Source organism: Pseudomonas sp. BAV 4579 (assembly GCF_009765395.1).
In the GTDB taxonomy this organism is placed as follows: Bacteria; Pseudomonadota; Gammaproteobacteria; order Pseudomonadales; family Pseudomonadaceae; genus Chryseomonas; species Chryseomonas aestiva.
This window is the reverse complement of the sequence record NZ_WHOV01000151.1, coordinates 1-15,549: the sequence shown is the minus strand read 5'-3', so window position 1 is coordinate 15,549 and position 15,549 is coordinate 1. Positions and strand designations below refer to the sequence as shown.

Here is a 15,549-nt window from a genome sequence, read left to right as displayed (position 1 = left end):
CCTGGGGTACTCGACTCCTGCCGAGTGTTTTAACCACGCTGTTGCGTCGACAGGCTGAATCCACAAATCCGTCATCAACAAACAAGTCATCTTAAAACACGCCGCAGTCGTGAAAACGACGGCGGCATGTGAGTAACGTATACGGCCGAGCGCCAAGGGTGCAGGATAGAGCAAAGTCTAATCCATACAGGCGTATACAGCAGCGTCAAATCATCATACTGATCCCTTTTGGTAATTTCCATCTGCGAAAGCCGCCATTACCAACTCAGAGACCTGAGCTTTCTGACTCTGTTCGAGGGAATTGGGCATAGAATCGGACCCACTAAACGCAGCCAAAGCGCTGACCAGATTATCAATTTGCTGGTGGGAGAGCACTTCGTTATAGGCAAGAACGTCATATTTGGCATGGTTTTCCCAGTCCTTTATGATGATAGCGCCACCATTTTGCGTGGATGTAATAGAAAGGTCTTCCCCGCTCATGGAAAAGTACATTGAAGAATAAGCGCTCTCATCAAACCATGCATCGGAGATGACCAGAGCGTCATTTCCTAATGTCCCTGTATCCTCAATAATAACATTTGTGTTGTCATGAAGGGATACAAAGTAAGTGTCCGCCCCCTCTTTACCATCCCTATATCCCTGATCCGTGCCATTCCCTAGATAATCTTCTTGATCACCACCAAAAACAGCACCCGAACTCCAATTCACGAGCGCATTCCTTGCTCCATCGTAACCATAAACTTGATTACTACTGTCATCGTAGTATCCGCTACTGAATTGCGGCACCTCCGTATCATAAACAAGTGAACTTACATTACCACTAACATCTTGGCCACTAATGATGAACTGAAAGTCATGGGAATCTTTGACATCGTATATTTCCCCACCTACAAAAATACCCACTGGTACGGAAGAAATAACCCCACTAACAACGACACTGTTATCCACGACCTTAAAAGACTTAATCTCAGTCAGCTTGCCTCCAGAACTAAGATACAGCTTAAGTCCATGTGCATCTTCTACACCTTCTACGTTGTCTAGTAAATCTGCAATGGGAAGCTTTATGACAGATGCGCCATATTCCGAGATCAAAACTGGCTGTAATCCGGATTGGGATACCGTGCCCAAATAAATTTCTTTTGGCTCGATACTCGCCATAGCAAGCGCCTGATCAAAGCTGATTGAAGTCTGATCTGCAAACTCAAACCGTTCGATCCCGACCCCATAGCTGAGTCTATCTCCATCAGATGCAATAGGAATAGATATCACGGACCCTTCCGCCCACCGAACCTTGAGATAAGAAGGAACACCGTCATCATCACTGATGACGGAAAATTTTAGCTGATCGATAGTGATACCAATATCGAAAAGGACAGTGTCAGTGGCGAATAAGTCCGGCCCCAACTCGGTGTCCAACGCCCTACCGGTGTCATCAATTAGACTGGTAGAGCCTACATCCTCCAAGCTAAAGAAATAACTATCTGAGCCGCCTGCTCCATTCAGAAAATTATTTCCGATTCCGCCTGAAAGCCAATCCCCATACTGGCTACCGTAAAGACGATCTTCTCCAGCACCTCCTGACAGAAGTACACCAACACCTCTGAGGTCGTCAGACGTGGGATAGCTCATATACCCTACCCTGTCATCTCCTTCACCGCCAAAAATTGATACCTTGTCTCTTACAAGGCTGAAGCCCGAATTATATCCATAAGACTGAGGGTCTAAAACGATTCCCGAGTTAGATATATCAATATAGTCATCCTCACTGCCACCGCGCAACAGAACGTCTCTCGTACCGATTTCATAAGATGTAGCCGCTGCGATCACGGTGTTAGTGCCTGGCGCCACAGAATCAGAATCAGCTGTGTCTTGAATAGAAATGTCACTTAGAGTTGCAGAATATGTGTCTGTCGACACCCTCTCGACGTAGGTATTTTGAGTAGACGGCACGCTATACACATAATCATGGTAGATGACATTGCTTGCATTGCCCTCAGACAGATCATCGCCATTGCCATAACCTTTGACTGTGACTATGTATGTTTGATAGGCGGCCTGATTATAAACTTTAGAGCTTGACGAGCTCTGCAGATAGGACCATGTTGCAGTCGCGGAAATAGTTACCGCGCCGAGTGTTTGAGAAACTGACCGGTAGAGTGCATAGTCGTCCCCCGGCCCAAACTCCCCGTTGACTTCAATTGATACCGATTCCGACACCGTCCTGAAAATATTAATGGAGGAATACTGGGATGTCGTATAGTTCGACGGAATATCCCCGCCATACCCAGGGTACCGAGAGTATGAGTAATTGGCAATGTCATAATTCAATACAGGGGTGATTTCCTCGCCTGATACTACGCTCGCACCGTATTGAGCACCTATTTCAGATAGGACCGTAAGATTTGCATTGGTAAATTTTTTGCGAAAACGCTCATCGGCAGTCAGCAAGCTTTGTTGATAATTATTGCTTGCCAGCAAAGTTTCTAAGGCCACGCTCCCATTGCGATCTACAACGCTCACAGTTTGCTCGCCATTGTAGTAATCCACGATGCGTATAGACGTGCCTGTTGTTGAAGAGCCAACAACGAGATCATCATTTTCTCTGTGCGCAAAGATAGAGTCTCGGCTGATCTGGCTAAGCTGGATTATAGACTCGGCACCGCTGGTCTCTACGATAGACAGCTGGCCACCGGATCTATCGAAGAGGTAAGTATCTTTCCCCTCACCACCGTATACAACATCACTGCCACCCTGGCCCGCAATAAAGTCATTACCCTCTCCAGCTGAAATTATATCAGCCCGAGCAGTTCCGTAGATAACGTCATCATCGGCCGTTCCTTCTTTTAGCAAAGTACTAAATTGGCGAAGTTGGCTATCCCCATATTTAGTTCCATCGCTAAATACCACCTCACCGATTACAGCAGCGTTATCTGCATAGTTAGTAACGGTAATAGAGCCCCCATCTTGGAAGCCTAGAACTAGCGCGCCGTCATTCGCGATGTAAAACTTAACTTCCGAACTCAATATGCTATCGTCCAGCTTAATTGAGAAGCTACCGGAAGTTTGGGAGACAGTGTCGTGCCCGTCACCAAGACCGTAAAGGAAGGTATCGTTATCTCCGTTTCCAACGATGTTGTCATCGCCAGCATTACCCTTCCAAACTTCGTCGCCGTACCCTCCCCTCAAGGTATCATCAAGCTGTGTACCGGTGTTTACGCCCGCAATGCTGACCGCATTTTCAGTAACAGGTACGAGACTAAAGTACGCGATCAACTCCGCGGCCTGGAAGCTTTCGCCGGAAGCGAAGTTAAAAGTAAAGTTTTCTATGTTACCGACAGCTGTGAATATCGGGTCTTCACCTGAAAAAAACATTAGCTTCGGGTCGCCGTCATTTGGAGCAAAAACCCGAAACTTCTCTGGATCAAATTTCATTTCGAGATTGATTACGCTTTCACCAATATCGTCGAGAACGATATCTCCGACATTTACTTGGTATATATCGTGACCAGCCCCACCCCGCAGGACATCTTCACCCTCTCCGCCGTCAAGTACATCATCGCCTAATCCTCCAAAGAGAATATCGGCACCTATACCGCCGTATAATTGGTCAGCTCCAGCGCCACCAGAAAGGGTGTCATTTCCTAGCCCACCATAAATGACATCAGCATCTGCATCGGATTGAAGTGCCGTCGAGGTGGAACCGAAGATCAGATCATCTCCATCACCTCCGTCGAGATAATCTGAGCCACCATCCCCCCAAATTATGTCGTTGCCTTCACCACCATAAACCTCATTTTTATCGGACGTATTGGTTGCTCTATTACTAGCGGAGTTTAATTTATCATTACCCGAACCTCCTATTAATAGATCACTGCCTGCGCCCCCCATGATCCAGTCATTCCCCGCACCACCATCCACAGTATCGTCGCCACCTTCACTCCAAACCAGATCATTACCATCACCTGAATATATCAGGTCAGCCTGACCAAAATTATCTGGCGCTAAGAAACCGTCACCTTCTATTTCTACGTAACCAGCAGTGTCGATTCTGGCAGTTGGATCGTCCGTATAATTCTTGTAGTGCGCCCAATCTAATCCACGCCGGATCACTACACTTGAGTCGCCATAGATGATGTCATCACCATTTCCTCCATAAATGGTATCTTTTCCTTCTCCACCGTCTAGCCAATCGCTTTGAGTGCTGCCCACCAGAATATCATCGCCTTCATCACCAGATATAACGTCCCCATGTAGGGAGTCCTGATCAGTTGGATCAATGCTGCTCAAGATATACAGTGGATCGATTCGCGAGTCTGCGAATAGCGTGTCATCACCGCGGCCGCCGGCAATAAAATCTCGCCCAAGACCTCCTTCGACGATGTCGTCTCCATCATCGGCGACGATGGCATCTTGACCGTCATATCCGTAGATATAGTCAATGCCAGTCGAACCTTGTAGAGCGTCATATTTCCCTGGATCTGAATGGGCACTTCCCAAAACGTTACCATAATGATCATAGGCGCTGTCTTCCACCGTTAATATATCGCCTTCAATGATGAAAGGACCGTCAGATGGAATATTGCCACTTTGTATTTCCGGGAGCGTTATCCCTAAACTGCCGTTATTGAAGTTATTGATCTGTATCAGATCTTCAGGGCCATAACTTATGAAAAGCGTTCCGGACTCAGACAACGATTTCCCTACAAAAGACACTGTAACCCTGTCATCGTCTGTCCGCCAAACGAAGGAGTCGTCGGAAACTCGAGTCAGCTTCGCAGCGTGCAAAGCAGCAAGGTCTATTTGGCCTTTGCCATCTATATCGGATACCACGTCCTTACCATCGCCAGAAGTAAAGCGGTAAATGTCGAATCCTAGGCCGCCTTCTAACAGATCACTTCCTGAACCTCCTTTTAAGATATCGTCCCCATCCATGCCGTTGATAGTGTCATCTCCTAGGCCACCCTCGAGTTCGTCAGCTCCAAGACCTCCTTCGATATAATCATTTCCTATGTCGCCTAGAATCTTGTCGTTTCCAGCACCACCATATAGATGATCATCGCCACTACCTCCTTCTAAGGAATCACCGGATTCATTTGACCCGAAGACAATACGCGCACCTGCCAGCCCCGAGGTTGAGAATATTGAGGTTCCTGACTCGATATCATAGTATGATTCCTCGGCAACTTCAGGAGAGTCTAATTCTCTAAAAGCGATGAGCATTGATAGCATTTTTGCACGGTCCGCGACCCACGCCCCAGTCAAACTCCCTGCTCCCGTATCCGCACTATACTGAAACAGTTTAATATCATTATGTTCGATACCCCCAATTGCGAAAGAACTGAGGTTAAATAGGGCGAGCATTAAAGAACTGTCAGACTTGACTTTCGTAGCGATTTCATCCGCCGACATCCCGCCGAGCTCTACAATCTGCGTACTACCGATATATGGCAGAAGCTTCTCATAAACGGTATTTAAGTATCCGTAGAATGCATCTCTACCAGCCGCCTCAAGATTGCTATATTTTTCTGAAGAAATATCTACTCCAAGCACCTTCGCGATGATACCCAAAGTATCTTCCAGTTGTTGATCGGTATCATCACCTGCTGATAGAAGTAGCTTATTTGCTCTCTCTACAGTAGTCTCCTGATCGATAACTTGTAGCAATCCCATTAAGCTCAAGGTGTCAGTCATCTGCTCAACACCATGCCCCAACGATGTACTGAAAATATTGCTACTTTCTGTTTCCACCTCGACAACGTTGCCAGGTTGTTTTATGAATTCGTCACCCGTTACGACTTCTAGTCCTGCTGTCCCCGTAAAATTATTTATCACAGAAGTATCGAAGGCAGAGGCTCCGCCAAGCTGGGAAAACAGTTCTGCAACGTAGTTAGAGCTACTATCAGCAGCTATACCTGCGCCGTTTATCATAACCGCTTCTTTCGCTATCCCAGGAAATAATCTAGTGAAAGCAGCTGCAAGACTCCCTCCCAAAGAGTGCCCTGTTACATAAACTTGGCTTTCTGGACCTATGATACCTAGCCCATCCGTTCTTTCGTCAGCAGTTAGCTTGTACCAGCGCGCCTTTAGTTCGTCGCCTACTATATCGTTCAACAGAATATAGCCTAGGCGCTCAGCTTCCGACGAAACTGTTTCACTTGAATCACCTATTAGGGTTAAGGAGTATGACGTATAATTATTGTTTGTCTCGGCACCGTGTGTGTATCGCTGCCAAGTATTATACATATCAACGAGTTGCTCTACAGCTATGCCATCAAGAACCAAGTCCCCAAAATCCGCCGCCATATCGCTTGCAGACGTTTTTTCTGTCCCTCTTATCGCAAATACATACGCACCATCTTTGTTCTCAAATAATGTCGAAGCAAAGCCACTATGTAAGTCACTGCCTGTGGCAGCGACCACGTTCCAGTCTTCAACAATTCTATTGGCCAATTCAGGTGGCAATGGTTTTAGCTGCCCATCTAAAGCTTGGGTTGGGTCCAAGTCTAGATAGGCCGCTTCTGCTAAAGCTGACAACTGCGCCACGAAATCTATTTTTTCCATTTCATCGATCTCCTATTGATATTGCTTTGCGGTAGCTATCGAACTCTCTAGCCAAGTTACCAGGACAGTATCCAGTAAGCAGCCAGGGTTTAAAAGTACTGTTTAGACCACCAAAAATACCCGTATAGTTCGACATATAGTCAACTCGCTTTACCAGCGTTGCCCCATCAGTCGCATCAACTATTCGATCCTCGAACCGTCGGAGGAATCCGTAAAATTCATCCTTACTGGAACCCTCCCAGTAGATTCTATCCGAGATCCAAGTTCTAAGCTTGCCATCAACTACGGCATGCTTTTTACGAGTATTATTAGGTCTCGAATCCGTTACTAAAGCTGCATCAATAGCTGCTCTCCATCTCTCTGTGGGAACAGTGACCCATACGCCTGAATAGTTATGGCAATAGAATAAATGTGACCCTCGAACAGGAATTAAGTCCAAAAAAACAAAGGCTAGATTTAGGAAAACACTCAGGAGAAAGCCTACCCACTTACCTTTCCCCCTATTATAAAAATAAGCCGTACACCATACTGTAAAAGCTATACTCAAGCACAGGTACACCGCTAAGCCCACGATAACTATCAGACCTATCATCTGAATTCCACTCTAGCCTCAATTCATTGCATTATTAATCCGTAAGCTTTTCCAACGCCTACATTATTACAGCCTCACTAAACACCGCACACGAAATTCAAGATTTCAAAAAGCATTTTATAACCCGCACAAACCAGCGCTATCGAAAGCCATTACTATTCCTCTGTATCAAATCCTTACAAGCTTCAATTGTGGCCCTGACGCTTAGGCATCTTACGGAACTGCTGGCGCAACGAAACAACTTCTCGCGCGCACATCTGTTTCGCATCAAATGAATCACCGTATTTGCCACACTTTCGACGTCGAAAATCTACCACCTTAGAGTTTTCGCAGCATCTATCTTCGAACTCTTGCAGAGGGGAGTTTTTTAGAAGCGATAATGGCGCACCCACACGCCATTGCTTCCAGAAACGACCATGATAGAACTAGGGGGTAGGTGCGATATACGTGTACTCGAGACAGCTGCAGTACTTTTAAATATTTGCTGTACGGTAGTTTTCCTGTGAAAGGCACCTGGGCGCTATCGACGCCTACTTTATTCAGCAGTTTTCGTTTCCAGTTCTCGGCAAAACATGGTCGCGGGCGGTACCTGACGTCGTCTCCGCCTATAAATACTACATGGCAGTTCGGACAGGTTTCCGATATCCGGGGCAACGCGCGCATGAAGATGTAAAATTCTCGATAAGGTTCAAAGTTGCGCGCCACATACGTGAGCACCGGCATGCCCGCTTTCAGCATCATCCCATTGGGCAACTGAAAGGTGGCTTCCGAGTCAGGTCGAGCAAGGTCGGTATCAATACCTTCGTGGATGACCTTGATCTTGTTCCAGTATGCGGCGGGGTGCAGGCTGAGTTGCCATTGCGTCGGCGTAACACCTATGTCGCAATTCTCTAGGTTAAGTAGATGTATGGCGTTGCGTGTACGAATCGACGCTGCGCTATCCGCTGTGCTAGGAAACTCCGGATCGAAGCCTGCGTCGGCGCCTCGGGCATGGTAGTAGTATTCGCAGAATTGGATCAGCCTGGCACTTGGGAAAGCATCCTTGGCATACAGCGTTTCACCCCAGCCCGGATGTGCCACGATGACGTCCGGGCAAAAGCCTTTGCGCTTCAGGTCCAACATAACCCTGAAGACCTGCTGTCCGTGCAGTACGGCGTCCTTGAAGCTGCGCAGATAAGGATGGGTATAGGCCGCTACGGTGCGTTTTGGCCGGTAGCAAAGCAGGCGTATTCCAGATAGGCCGGGCGCAGTATCGCGGCCGATTGCCAATACCTCGACGTCTGGCTGCCGACTCAAATGCGCGGCGATATGACGGAACTGGTCAGGGAAGTTTTGGTGAATAAACTGCACTCTCATCGTTTCAACCTTGAATCCTATGAGGCGCGAGGGATTCTTTTCCTTAGCGCTCCCGAATACTCTCGCTCGAATACTGCTGCAGTGGACTCAGGAAATACTCGATCACCCGGCGCTGATCCGTCTTCACTTCCGCCGTCACGGCCATGCCGGGAGAAAGCTTGATGTCCTGGCCATTGATGTTCAGGTGGTCGCTGCCCAGCCTTATCTTGGTGCTATAGATGAGGCCGCGTTTGTCATCCTCGATGGCGTCGCTGGAGACGCTGGTCACCGTGCCTTCCAGGGTGCCGTACTTGGTGTAGGTGAAGGTCTCGACCTTGACCGTCACCGGTTGGCCGGGATGGACGAAGCCGATGTCCTTGTTCTCCAGCATGGCTTCCACTTCCACCTGTTGGTCCTTCGGAACCACAACCATCAGTTGCTGGGCGGGCGTCACTACGCCGCCCACGGTATGGATTGCCAGTTGCTGTACGGTGCCGTCCACCGGGGCTTCGAGGGTGGTAAGGTCTTCCTGGTAGCGGGCCTTGGCCAGGTCCTGGGTGAGGCTGCGAATCTTCTGTTCGGCCTGCTGCAAAAGGTCGAGCATGGCCCGACGGGTCTGAGCGACCACGCCTTCACGCCGACGCTCGGCTTCTCCTTTGGCGGCACTCGATTGCAAGACACTCGCTTGCTGCACGCTCAGCTGGCGCTCCAGGTCGAGACGTGCCTGTTCCTTTTCCAGGTAGGCGTGGCGGGCGATGTACTGTTTCTGCAACAGCCGTTCATAGTCGTCCGCCAGTTTGGTGGCGATGGGCAGGGTTTTCTGCAGGCTGGCCACCTGGGTGCGGGCTGCTCCGATGTCCGCCTGGCGCTGGGCGATCTCGGCTTCGACCAGGTCGAGGCTGCTGCGGTATTCCCCGTATTGGCCCTGCAGCCAGCGTTCAGCGGCGAGTACCTGTTCGGGGTTGGCGTCTTGGAGGGTGCCTTGCAAGCGCTTGGGCGGTTGCCGGCTATTGATGGCCTGGAGCATTGCGCTCGCGCGGGCGCTGTCGATGCGGGCGGCGAGCAGGTCGCTGCGGATGCGGCCGACGTCGGCGTCTGCTGCGGTGGAGTCCAGTTCAACCAGCAGTTCGCCGGCCTTTACAGCTTGGCCGTCATGCACGTGGATGGCTTTTACGACAGCGGTCTCGCTGGGCTGGATAATTTTGGTCTTGCCGCTGGGGATGACCTTGCCACTTGCGGTGGCCACAATGTCGATCTTGCCGATGCAGGCCCAGGTTAGGGCGATGGCGGCGAAGCCGATGATGACCCAGAGCAGCAGGCGTGGCGCTGGATGGGTGGGGTTATCCTGCAGCTCGAGGGCGGCAGGCAGGAACTGGATTTCATGCGCCAGTCGCCGCGGGGCGTCCATGGCCTTGCGTTGCCGCCAAGCTTGGCGCCATACGCGGTGGTAGCGGCGCAGTAAGCTGTGGCGTTCGAGGCGGTTGCTGTGTGACGGTTGGCTCAGTGCGCCTGAGGATTGGGCATTGGCGTCAGACATGGCTGCCTCCTTGCTGCAGGCGGTGCAGCCGTGAGTAGTGGCCGGTCTGCAGGGTGAGCAGTTCGGCATGGCTACCCTGTTCAACGATCTGCCCACGGTCGACGACGAGGATACGGTGGGCGTCGCGCACGGCGGAGAGCCGGTGGGCGATGATGATCACGGTACGGCCCTTACAGATGGCTTTCATGTTCTGCTGGACGATGCGTTCGGACTCGTAGTCCAGGGCGCTGGTGGCTTCGTCGAAGATGAGGATGCGCGGGTTGCCCATGAGGGCGCGAGCGATGGCGATTCGTTGCCGCTGGCCCCCGGAGAGGGAGGCGCCGTGCTCGCCCACCAGGGTGTCGTAGCCTTCCGGCAGTTCGAGGATGAAGTCATGGGCACCAGCGAGCCTCGCTGCCTGCATGACAGCTTCTAGCGGCGCCCCGGCGTCGGTCAGGGCGATGTTCTCGCGGATGCTGCGGTTGAACAGCATATTATCCTGCAGCACCACGCCTATCTGCCTGCGTAGAGAGGAGACGTCGGCCATGGCGAGGTCCATGCCGTCGACCAACACTCGGCCCCGCTCGGGAACGTAGAGGCGTTGCAGCAGGCGCGTCAGGGTGCTCTTGCCCGAGCCGGAGCGGCCAACGACGCCGATGATTTCGCCGGGGCGGATGCTCAGGCTGATGCCCCTGAGTATCTCGGAGCCGTCCGGGCGGTAGCGGAAGTGCACCTGGTCGAACTCGATCTGGCCCTTGAGCGGCGGCAAAGCGCTGCGGGTGCCCTGGCTCAGTTCGGTGCGGGTATTGAGGATGTCGCCCAGGCGCTGCACGGAGACCCCGGTTTGCTGGAAATTGGTCCACAGCTGGGCCAGGCGCATGATCGGCTGAGCCACGCGGCCGGCAAGCATGTTGAAGGCGATCAGTTGGCCGACGCTGAGCTGGCCGTCGATGACCAGCCGCGCCCCGACCCAGAGGGTGGCCACGGTGACCAGCTTGCCGATTAGGGATACGCTCTCGTTGGCCAGGGTGGACAGGGTTTGGGTCTTGAACCCGGCCGAGACATAGGCGGCCAGCTGGTTGTCCCACTTGCGCACCGCTTGGGGTTCGACGGCCATGGATTTGAGGGTGTCGATGCCGTTGACTGTCTCGACCAGGAAGGCCTGGTTTTCCGCGCCGCGGGCGAAGCTGTCGTTGAGCCGGCGGCGCAGCACCGGGGTGACCAGCAGCGAGATCAATAGGTACAGCGGCAGCGATAGCACCACGACGAGTGTCAGCCAACCGCTGTAGTAAAACATCACGCCGAGGAAAACCACCGAGAAGAGGATGTCCAATACCAGGGTGATGGCGTTGCCTGTGAGAAAGCTGCGGATGTTTTCCAGCTCGCGGACCCTTGCCACTGAGTCCCCCACCCGGCGGGCCTGGAAGTAGGCCAATGGCAGCGTAATCAGGTGGCGGAACAGCTTGGAGCCGAGTTCGACGTCGATCCGGCTGGCGGTGTGGGCGAAGACGTAGCTGCGAAGGCCGGACAGGAGCGATTCGAACAGCATGATACCGACGAGGCCAATGGCGATGACGTCGAGGGTGGTAAGGCCGTGGTGGACTAGGACCTTGTCCATCACCACCTGGAAGAACAATGGCGTCACCAGGGCGAAAATCTGGAGGACGAAGGAGACTAGCAGCACCTCGCCGAGCAGCTTGCGGTACTTGACGATGGCCGGGATGAACCAGGTGAAGTCGAAACGCGAAGTCTCGCCCGCAGCGGCGGCCTCGGAGCGGACCAGGACAAGGGTGCCGGACCAGCGCGTTTCCAGCACGTCGAGGCTGATGACTTCCGGCCGTTGCGACTTGGGATCGTGGATCAGGGCCTTGCCCTGGTTAAGGCGGGCGAGGATGAAGAACTCGCCGTCACGGTCTTGGGCTATAGCCGGTAGCGGTGTGCGTTCTAGGCGAGCCAGCGTGGTCTGGCCGGTCTTAGCCTTGAGGCCAAGCTTACGGGCCGCCAGCAGAAGCCCGTCAGTGCCCAGCGGCTGCCCGGGTGTGGAAAATTCGTGAGCGACTTGTTCGGCCGAGGCGGCCACTTGGTGGAAGCGCGCCAGCATAACTAGGCAGGCCAGGCCTGTGTCGACGTGCGCGGAAACCTCAGGCGCAGGCGCGCCAACTCCGTTATCGTGTATGATGCGTCCGTGCGAAAAGCGCCCTAAGGGCAAGTCCAAAATTGAGTAACCGACTCGGTTGAGTTAAACACCTCATTGCACCGATTTAGCGACTCGTTTGACTTCAATGTAGCTAGGTTTTTCTTGGTGGTGAAGCTGTATTTACGGCCTCAAGAACCTTTTATTCGGCTCTCACGGAAACCATCTGTTCTGCTGCCTTCCCGGCGAGTGTTGGTAAGAAATCACGCTCAGGCACGTAGTCAAATTTTAGGTATTTCGAGAGAGCCTGGAGATCACTCGGCGCTAGCGTACCGGCCGCCTGCTTGAGCTTAAGGGTGTCGAGAATGTAGTCGTAACGAGCGTTGTTGTAATCGCGTACCGCCGCATAGAGCTGCCGCTGGGCATTCAGTACATCGGCGATGTTGCGTGAACCTACGTCGACTCCCACTTGATTGGCCTCTACGGCTTTCTCACCCGAGACGATGCTCTGCCGCCGGGCCCTGACCTGCTCGATGTCGGTGTTAATGGCCCGATGGGCATTGCGGGTGTTGAGTACCGTCTCGCGTCGCTTATCGTCCTGTTCGTCCTGGCTCTGGTAGAGCCGTTCGGTCGACTCTCGCACCTGTGAGCTGACCTGGCCCCCGCTGTAGAACGGGATGCTGAGTTCCAGTCCGATGCTGCTCTGGCTGACGCGACCACGGTAACCATCTACTCCATAGTCGGTGGGGTTGCTGTAGCCGAAGCTGTCATTGTCGCCCTTGCGGTACGAGGCCACGGCGTCCAGTGTCGGCGCGTGACCGGCCTTACGCTGACGCAGGGTGTCTTCGGCTGCCTTCACGGCGAACTGGCTGGCCTGTATTTGTAGGTTCTGCCTGAGCGCAGTGCTAACCCAGGCGGCGGCGTCGTTGGGCTCGGGTGCTTCTATGGGTAGCTGGTGGCCCATCCCCGCGACGGTGGTGTAGGGCTGCTGGGTCAGCCTGACCAGGGCTTCGTAGGCGTCGTCGACCTTGCGCTGGGCGAGTTGTCGGTTGGCCAGGGCCACGTCATAGGCTGCCTGGGCATCGAGGACATCCGTAATGCTGGCAGCGCCATCGTCCAGCCGCCCCTGGCCCTGGTCCCTCTGGCGTAAAAGCGCCGTCTCTTCAGCTTTGGCCGCGGCCAGGGTATCAAGCTGGCGCAGCGTTTCAAAATAGGCTTGGGCGGCGGTGAAAATCAGCGCTTGCTCTTTAGCCGCAAGATCCAGCTCGGCCTGGGCCACACCCGACTGGGCGGTCTTGAGTCCGTACCAGCGGTCCAGGCGGAATAGTGGCTGGTTGAGGTTGGCACGGAAGCTGGTGCCACTCCGGTCCCGGGAGAGCTCGGGTTCGGCACGCGAGAGGTGTGTCGCCTCCGTGGTAGCTCCGGCAGTCAAGCTAGGCAACAAGCCGGCACGAGCCTGGGGAACTGCCTCACGCTGTGCCTGGTAGGCGTGGCGCGCAGCAGATAGCTGGGCGTCGTGAGCGAGCGCGGCCTGGTAGACAACCATAAGGTCCGCTCGTGGACCAGCCACCGCGGGTAACGACGTGACAGAGAGAAACAGCGTGACAAACGACAGCGAAGCGGCCACAGCAGCGGGGTACAGGACTTTCATCGACGTTCCGGGTCATAGCTTTCCTTGCAGTTCGAGTACATTAACCTAGAGCGAAAGGGAGGGATTCGCCCGGGTAATCTTCTTCAGATAGAGGGTTGAGCGCGCTGGATGGGCGGTCAGGTGTGTTCTGAACGGAGCCGGATAGGAATACGGCAGCGAAGTTGCACTGGCAAAGATTTGTCTGTCTCGGAACTGGTGGACAGGTAGTTAAGAGCTACTGCTCGAATCTTATCGCTCAAATTCCATCGGACTGAGATAGCCCAGTTTCGAGTGGCGACAGCGGTGATTGTATAAGCGGATGTAGCTGGACAGGTCGGTTTTTGCCTCCTGGCAGCTAGCGTAGCGAGTCAGGTACACCCGTTCAGCGTTCAGCGAACGGAAGAAGCTCTCCATCGCGGCGTTGTCCCAGCAGTTCCCCGGACGTGAATGACTGGGCACGATTCGATGTCGCCGAAGCAAGGCCTGGTAGTCCTACGCGCAGTATTGGCTGCCACGATCTGAGTGCAGCAGCACTTCTTCTTCCGGCTGTCGGCGTGCAACGGCCATCTCCAGAGCAGCATGCACCAAGAGCTGCTGCATCCGATGATACATTGCCCAACCCACGACAGCGCGTGAATAGAGATTGAGCACGACGGCCAGATACAGCCAGCCTTGGGCCGTCCGCATATAGGTCCTGTCCGAGACCCAGTGCCGATTGGCGCGATCCGAGGTGAACTTGCGATCCAGGTGGTTAGGGGCAATCGGCAGAAAATGACGGCTGCTGGAAACCAGCCGCCAACGCTTACGCGAACGGACGTGCAGGCCGGCTTCGCGCATCAGTCGAGCGACTCGGTGTCGACCAAACGCAAGCCCCATGGTAGCCAACTCTGCCTTGATTCGGCGATGGCCATAGATCCCACTCACGTCGTGATGGATGGTGCGAATCTCCTTGCTCAGACGCCGGTTCGCGATCTCTCTCGCCGAGGGAGACCGCTGCTACCAGGCATAGCAACCGCTGCGGGATACCCCCAGCAGCCGGCACATCGGCGCTACGGGATAACGACCGGCCAACGCCTCGATGGCGCGGAACTTCACTTCGTGGGTTGCGAGAAGATTGCGAGCGCTTTTTTAAAACACCACGCTCCATGGTGACCTGAGCCAGTTGCTGGCGTAGGCGACGCAGCTCCGCACTCTCGCCCCGCTGCTTGCCATTGCCCGGAAAGGCATCGTCACCTTGCTGTTCGTGCTGGTGCGCTTCCATCTGCCCAACAGGCTTTCAGCGATGCCCAGCGTCTCGGCAACATGACGAAGCGGCGTACCGGCAAACGCCTGGTCTACCGCCTCGCGTTTGAAGGATTCGGGAGAACGTCGTCTGGCCTGGTCATGAACACTCCTTGCGATGGGCATTATCCACCTTGAGCCAGTGTCCACTCAGCTCGGGACAGACCAGTTGTTGGTGATGAGTCTTATCTGTTTCGGAAACCGACACCTCCGAAAGCTTTCTTGCCTTTGTCACGGTCACAGCCCCATAATCCAAGCGTTCCACCCCGCTCGCGCACTGGCGGTCATCAGTGGCAACCCCGAAGCTTCTCGACCTGGTCTTGAAGCTTCACCCCTAGAGCACGCTAAGCATCGGGTAGGGCGTGTAGATCTTTGCGTGATGCTCTCCCTGTGTCTCCCTGTTCTGCAGCAGACACGCAGCCGTCTAACTCGTGATAAGCGGGTTCACAGGCACATAGGGCTCACAGAAGGTTCGGTGCACACTGTACTTCGGGCCAACC

The 15,549-nt window shown here is 53.6% G+C and carries 7 protein-coding genes and 1 pseudogene; all 8 read right to left on the bottom strand.

Annotated features, from left to right (window positions below; all coding sequences use genetic code 11):
• Nucleotides 1–213: 213 nt before the first annotated feature.
• Entirely contained in the window at nucleotides 214–6,561 is a 6,348-nt protein-coding gene (locus GSQ95_RS26905) for a hypothetical protein (RefSeq protein WP_158895378.1), read from the bottom strand.
• A 928-nt stretch (nucleotides 6,562–7,489) separates the two neighbouring features.
• Entirely contained in the window at nucleotides 7,490–8,509 is a 1,020-nt protein-coding gene (locus GSQ95_RS22915; RefSeq protein WP_158895380.1) for a glycosyltransferase, read from the bottom strand.
• A gap of 43 nt (nucleotides 8,510–8,552) precedes the next feature.
• A complete protein-coding gene (locus GSQ95_RS22910) occupies nucleotides 8,553–10,025 on the bottom strand; it encodes an HlyD family type I secretion periplasmic adaptor subunit (protein ID WP_158895382.1) in 1,473 nt (490 codons plus the stop codon).
• Nucleotides 10,018–12,180: a type I secretion system permease/ATPase gene (locus GSQ95_RS22905; protein WP_158895390.1), complete on the bottom strand. Its 2,163-nt coding sequence runs from the start codon at nucleotides 12,178–12,180 to the stop codon at nucleotides 10,018–10,020. Before GSQ95_RS22905 ends, GSQ95_RS22910 begins: the two co-directional genes overlap by 8 nt.
• Nucleotides 12,181–12,340: 160 nt before the next feature.
• Nucleotides 12,341–13,789, bottom strand: a complete 1,449-nt coding sequence (locus GSQ95_RS22900) for a TolC family outer membrane protein (RefSeq protein WP_158895384.1) — start codon at nucleotides 13,787–13,789, stop codon at nucleotides 12,341–12,343.
• 228 nt (nucleotides 13,790–14,017) lie between these two features.
• The gene (locus GSQ95_RS27315; RefSeq protein ID WP_158895386.1) at nucleotides 14,018–14,227 is read right to left on the bottom strand and encodes an integrase core domain-containing protein; all 210 of its coding nucleotides are present in this window, start codon (nucleotides 14,225–14,227) and stop codon (nucleotides 14,018–14,020) included.
• 33 nt (nucleotides 14,228–14,260) lie between these two features.
• Nucleotides 14,261–14,749: pseudogene (locus GSQ95_RS22890) on the bottom strand (IS3 family transposase); the annotation flags it as partial.
• A 147-nt stretch (nucleotides 14,750–14,896) separates the two neighbouring features.
• Complete coding sequence (locus GSQ95_RS27310) at nucleotides 14,897–15,175, bottom strand: transposase (protein ID WP_158895388.1); 279 nt, start codon at nucleotides 15,173–15,175, stop codon at nucleotides 14,897–14,899.
• Nucleotides 15,176–15,549 lie beyond the last annotated feature (374 nt).

What these genes read in the sequence shown, in the direction of transcription:
- GSQ95_RS22910 (WP_158895382.1), bottom strand. Translation starts at nt 10,025, where the DNA reads ATGTCTGACGCCAATGCCCAATCCTCAGGCGCACTGAGCCAACCGTCA.
- GSQ95_RS22915 (WP_158895380.1), bottom strand. Translation starts at nt 8,509, where the DNA reads ATGAGAGTGCAGTTTATTCACCAAAACTTCCCTGACCAGTTCCGTCAT.
- GSQ95_RS22900 (WP_158895384.1), bottom strand. Translation starts at nt 13,789, where the DNA reads ATGAAAGTCCTGTACCCCGCTGCTGTGGCCGCTTCGCTGTCGTTTGTC.
- GSQ95_RS27310 (WP_158895388.1), bottom strand. Translation starts at nt 15,175, where the DNA reads ATGCCCATCGCAAGGAGTGTTCATGACCAGGCCAGACGACGTTCTCCC.
- GSQ95_RS26905 (WP_158895378.1), bottom strand. Translation starts at nt 6,561, where the DNA reads ATGGAAAAAATAGATTTCGTGGCGCAGTTGTCAGCTTTAGCAGAAGCG.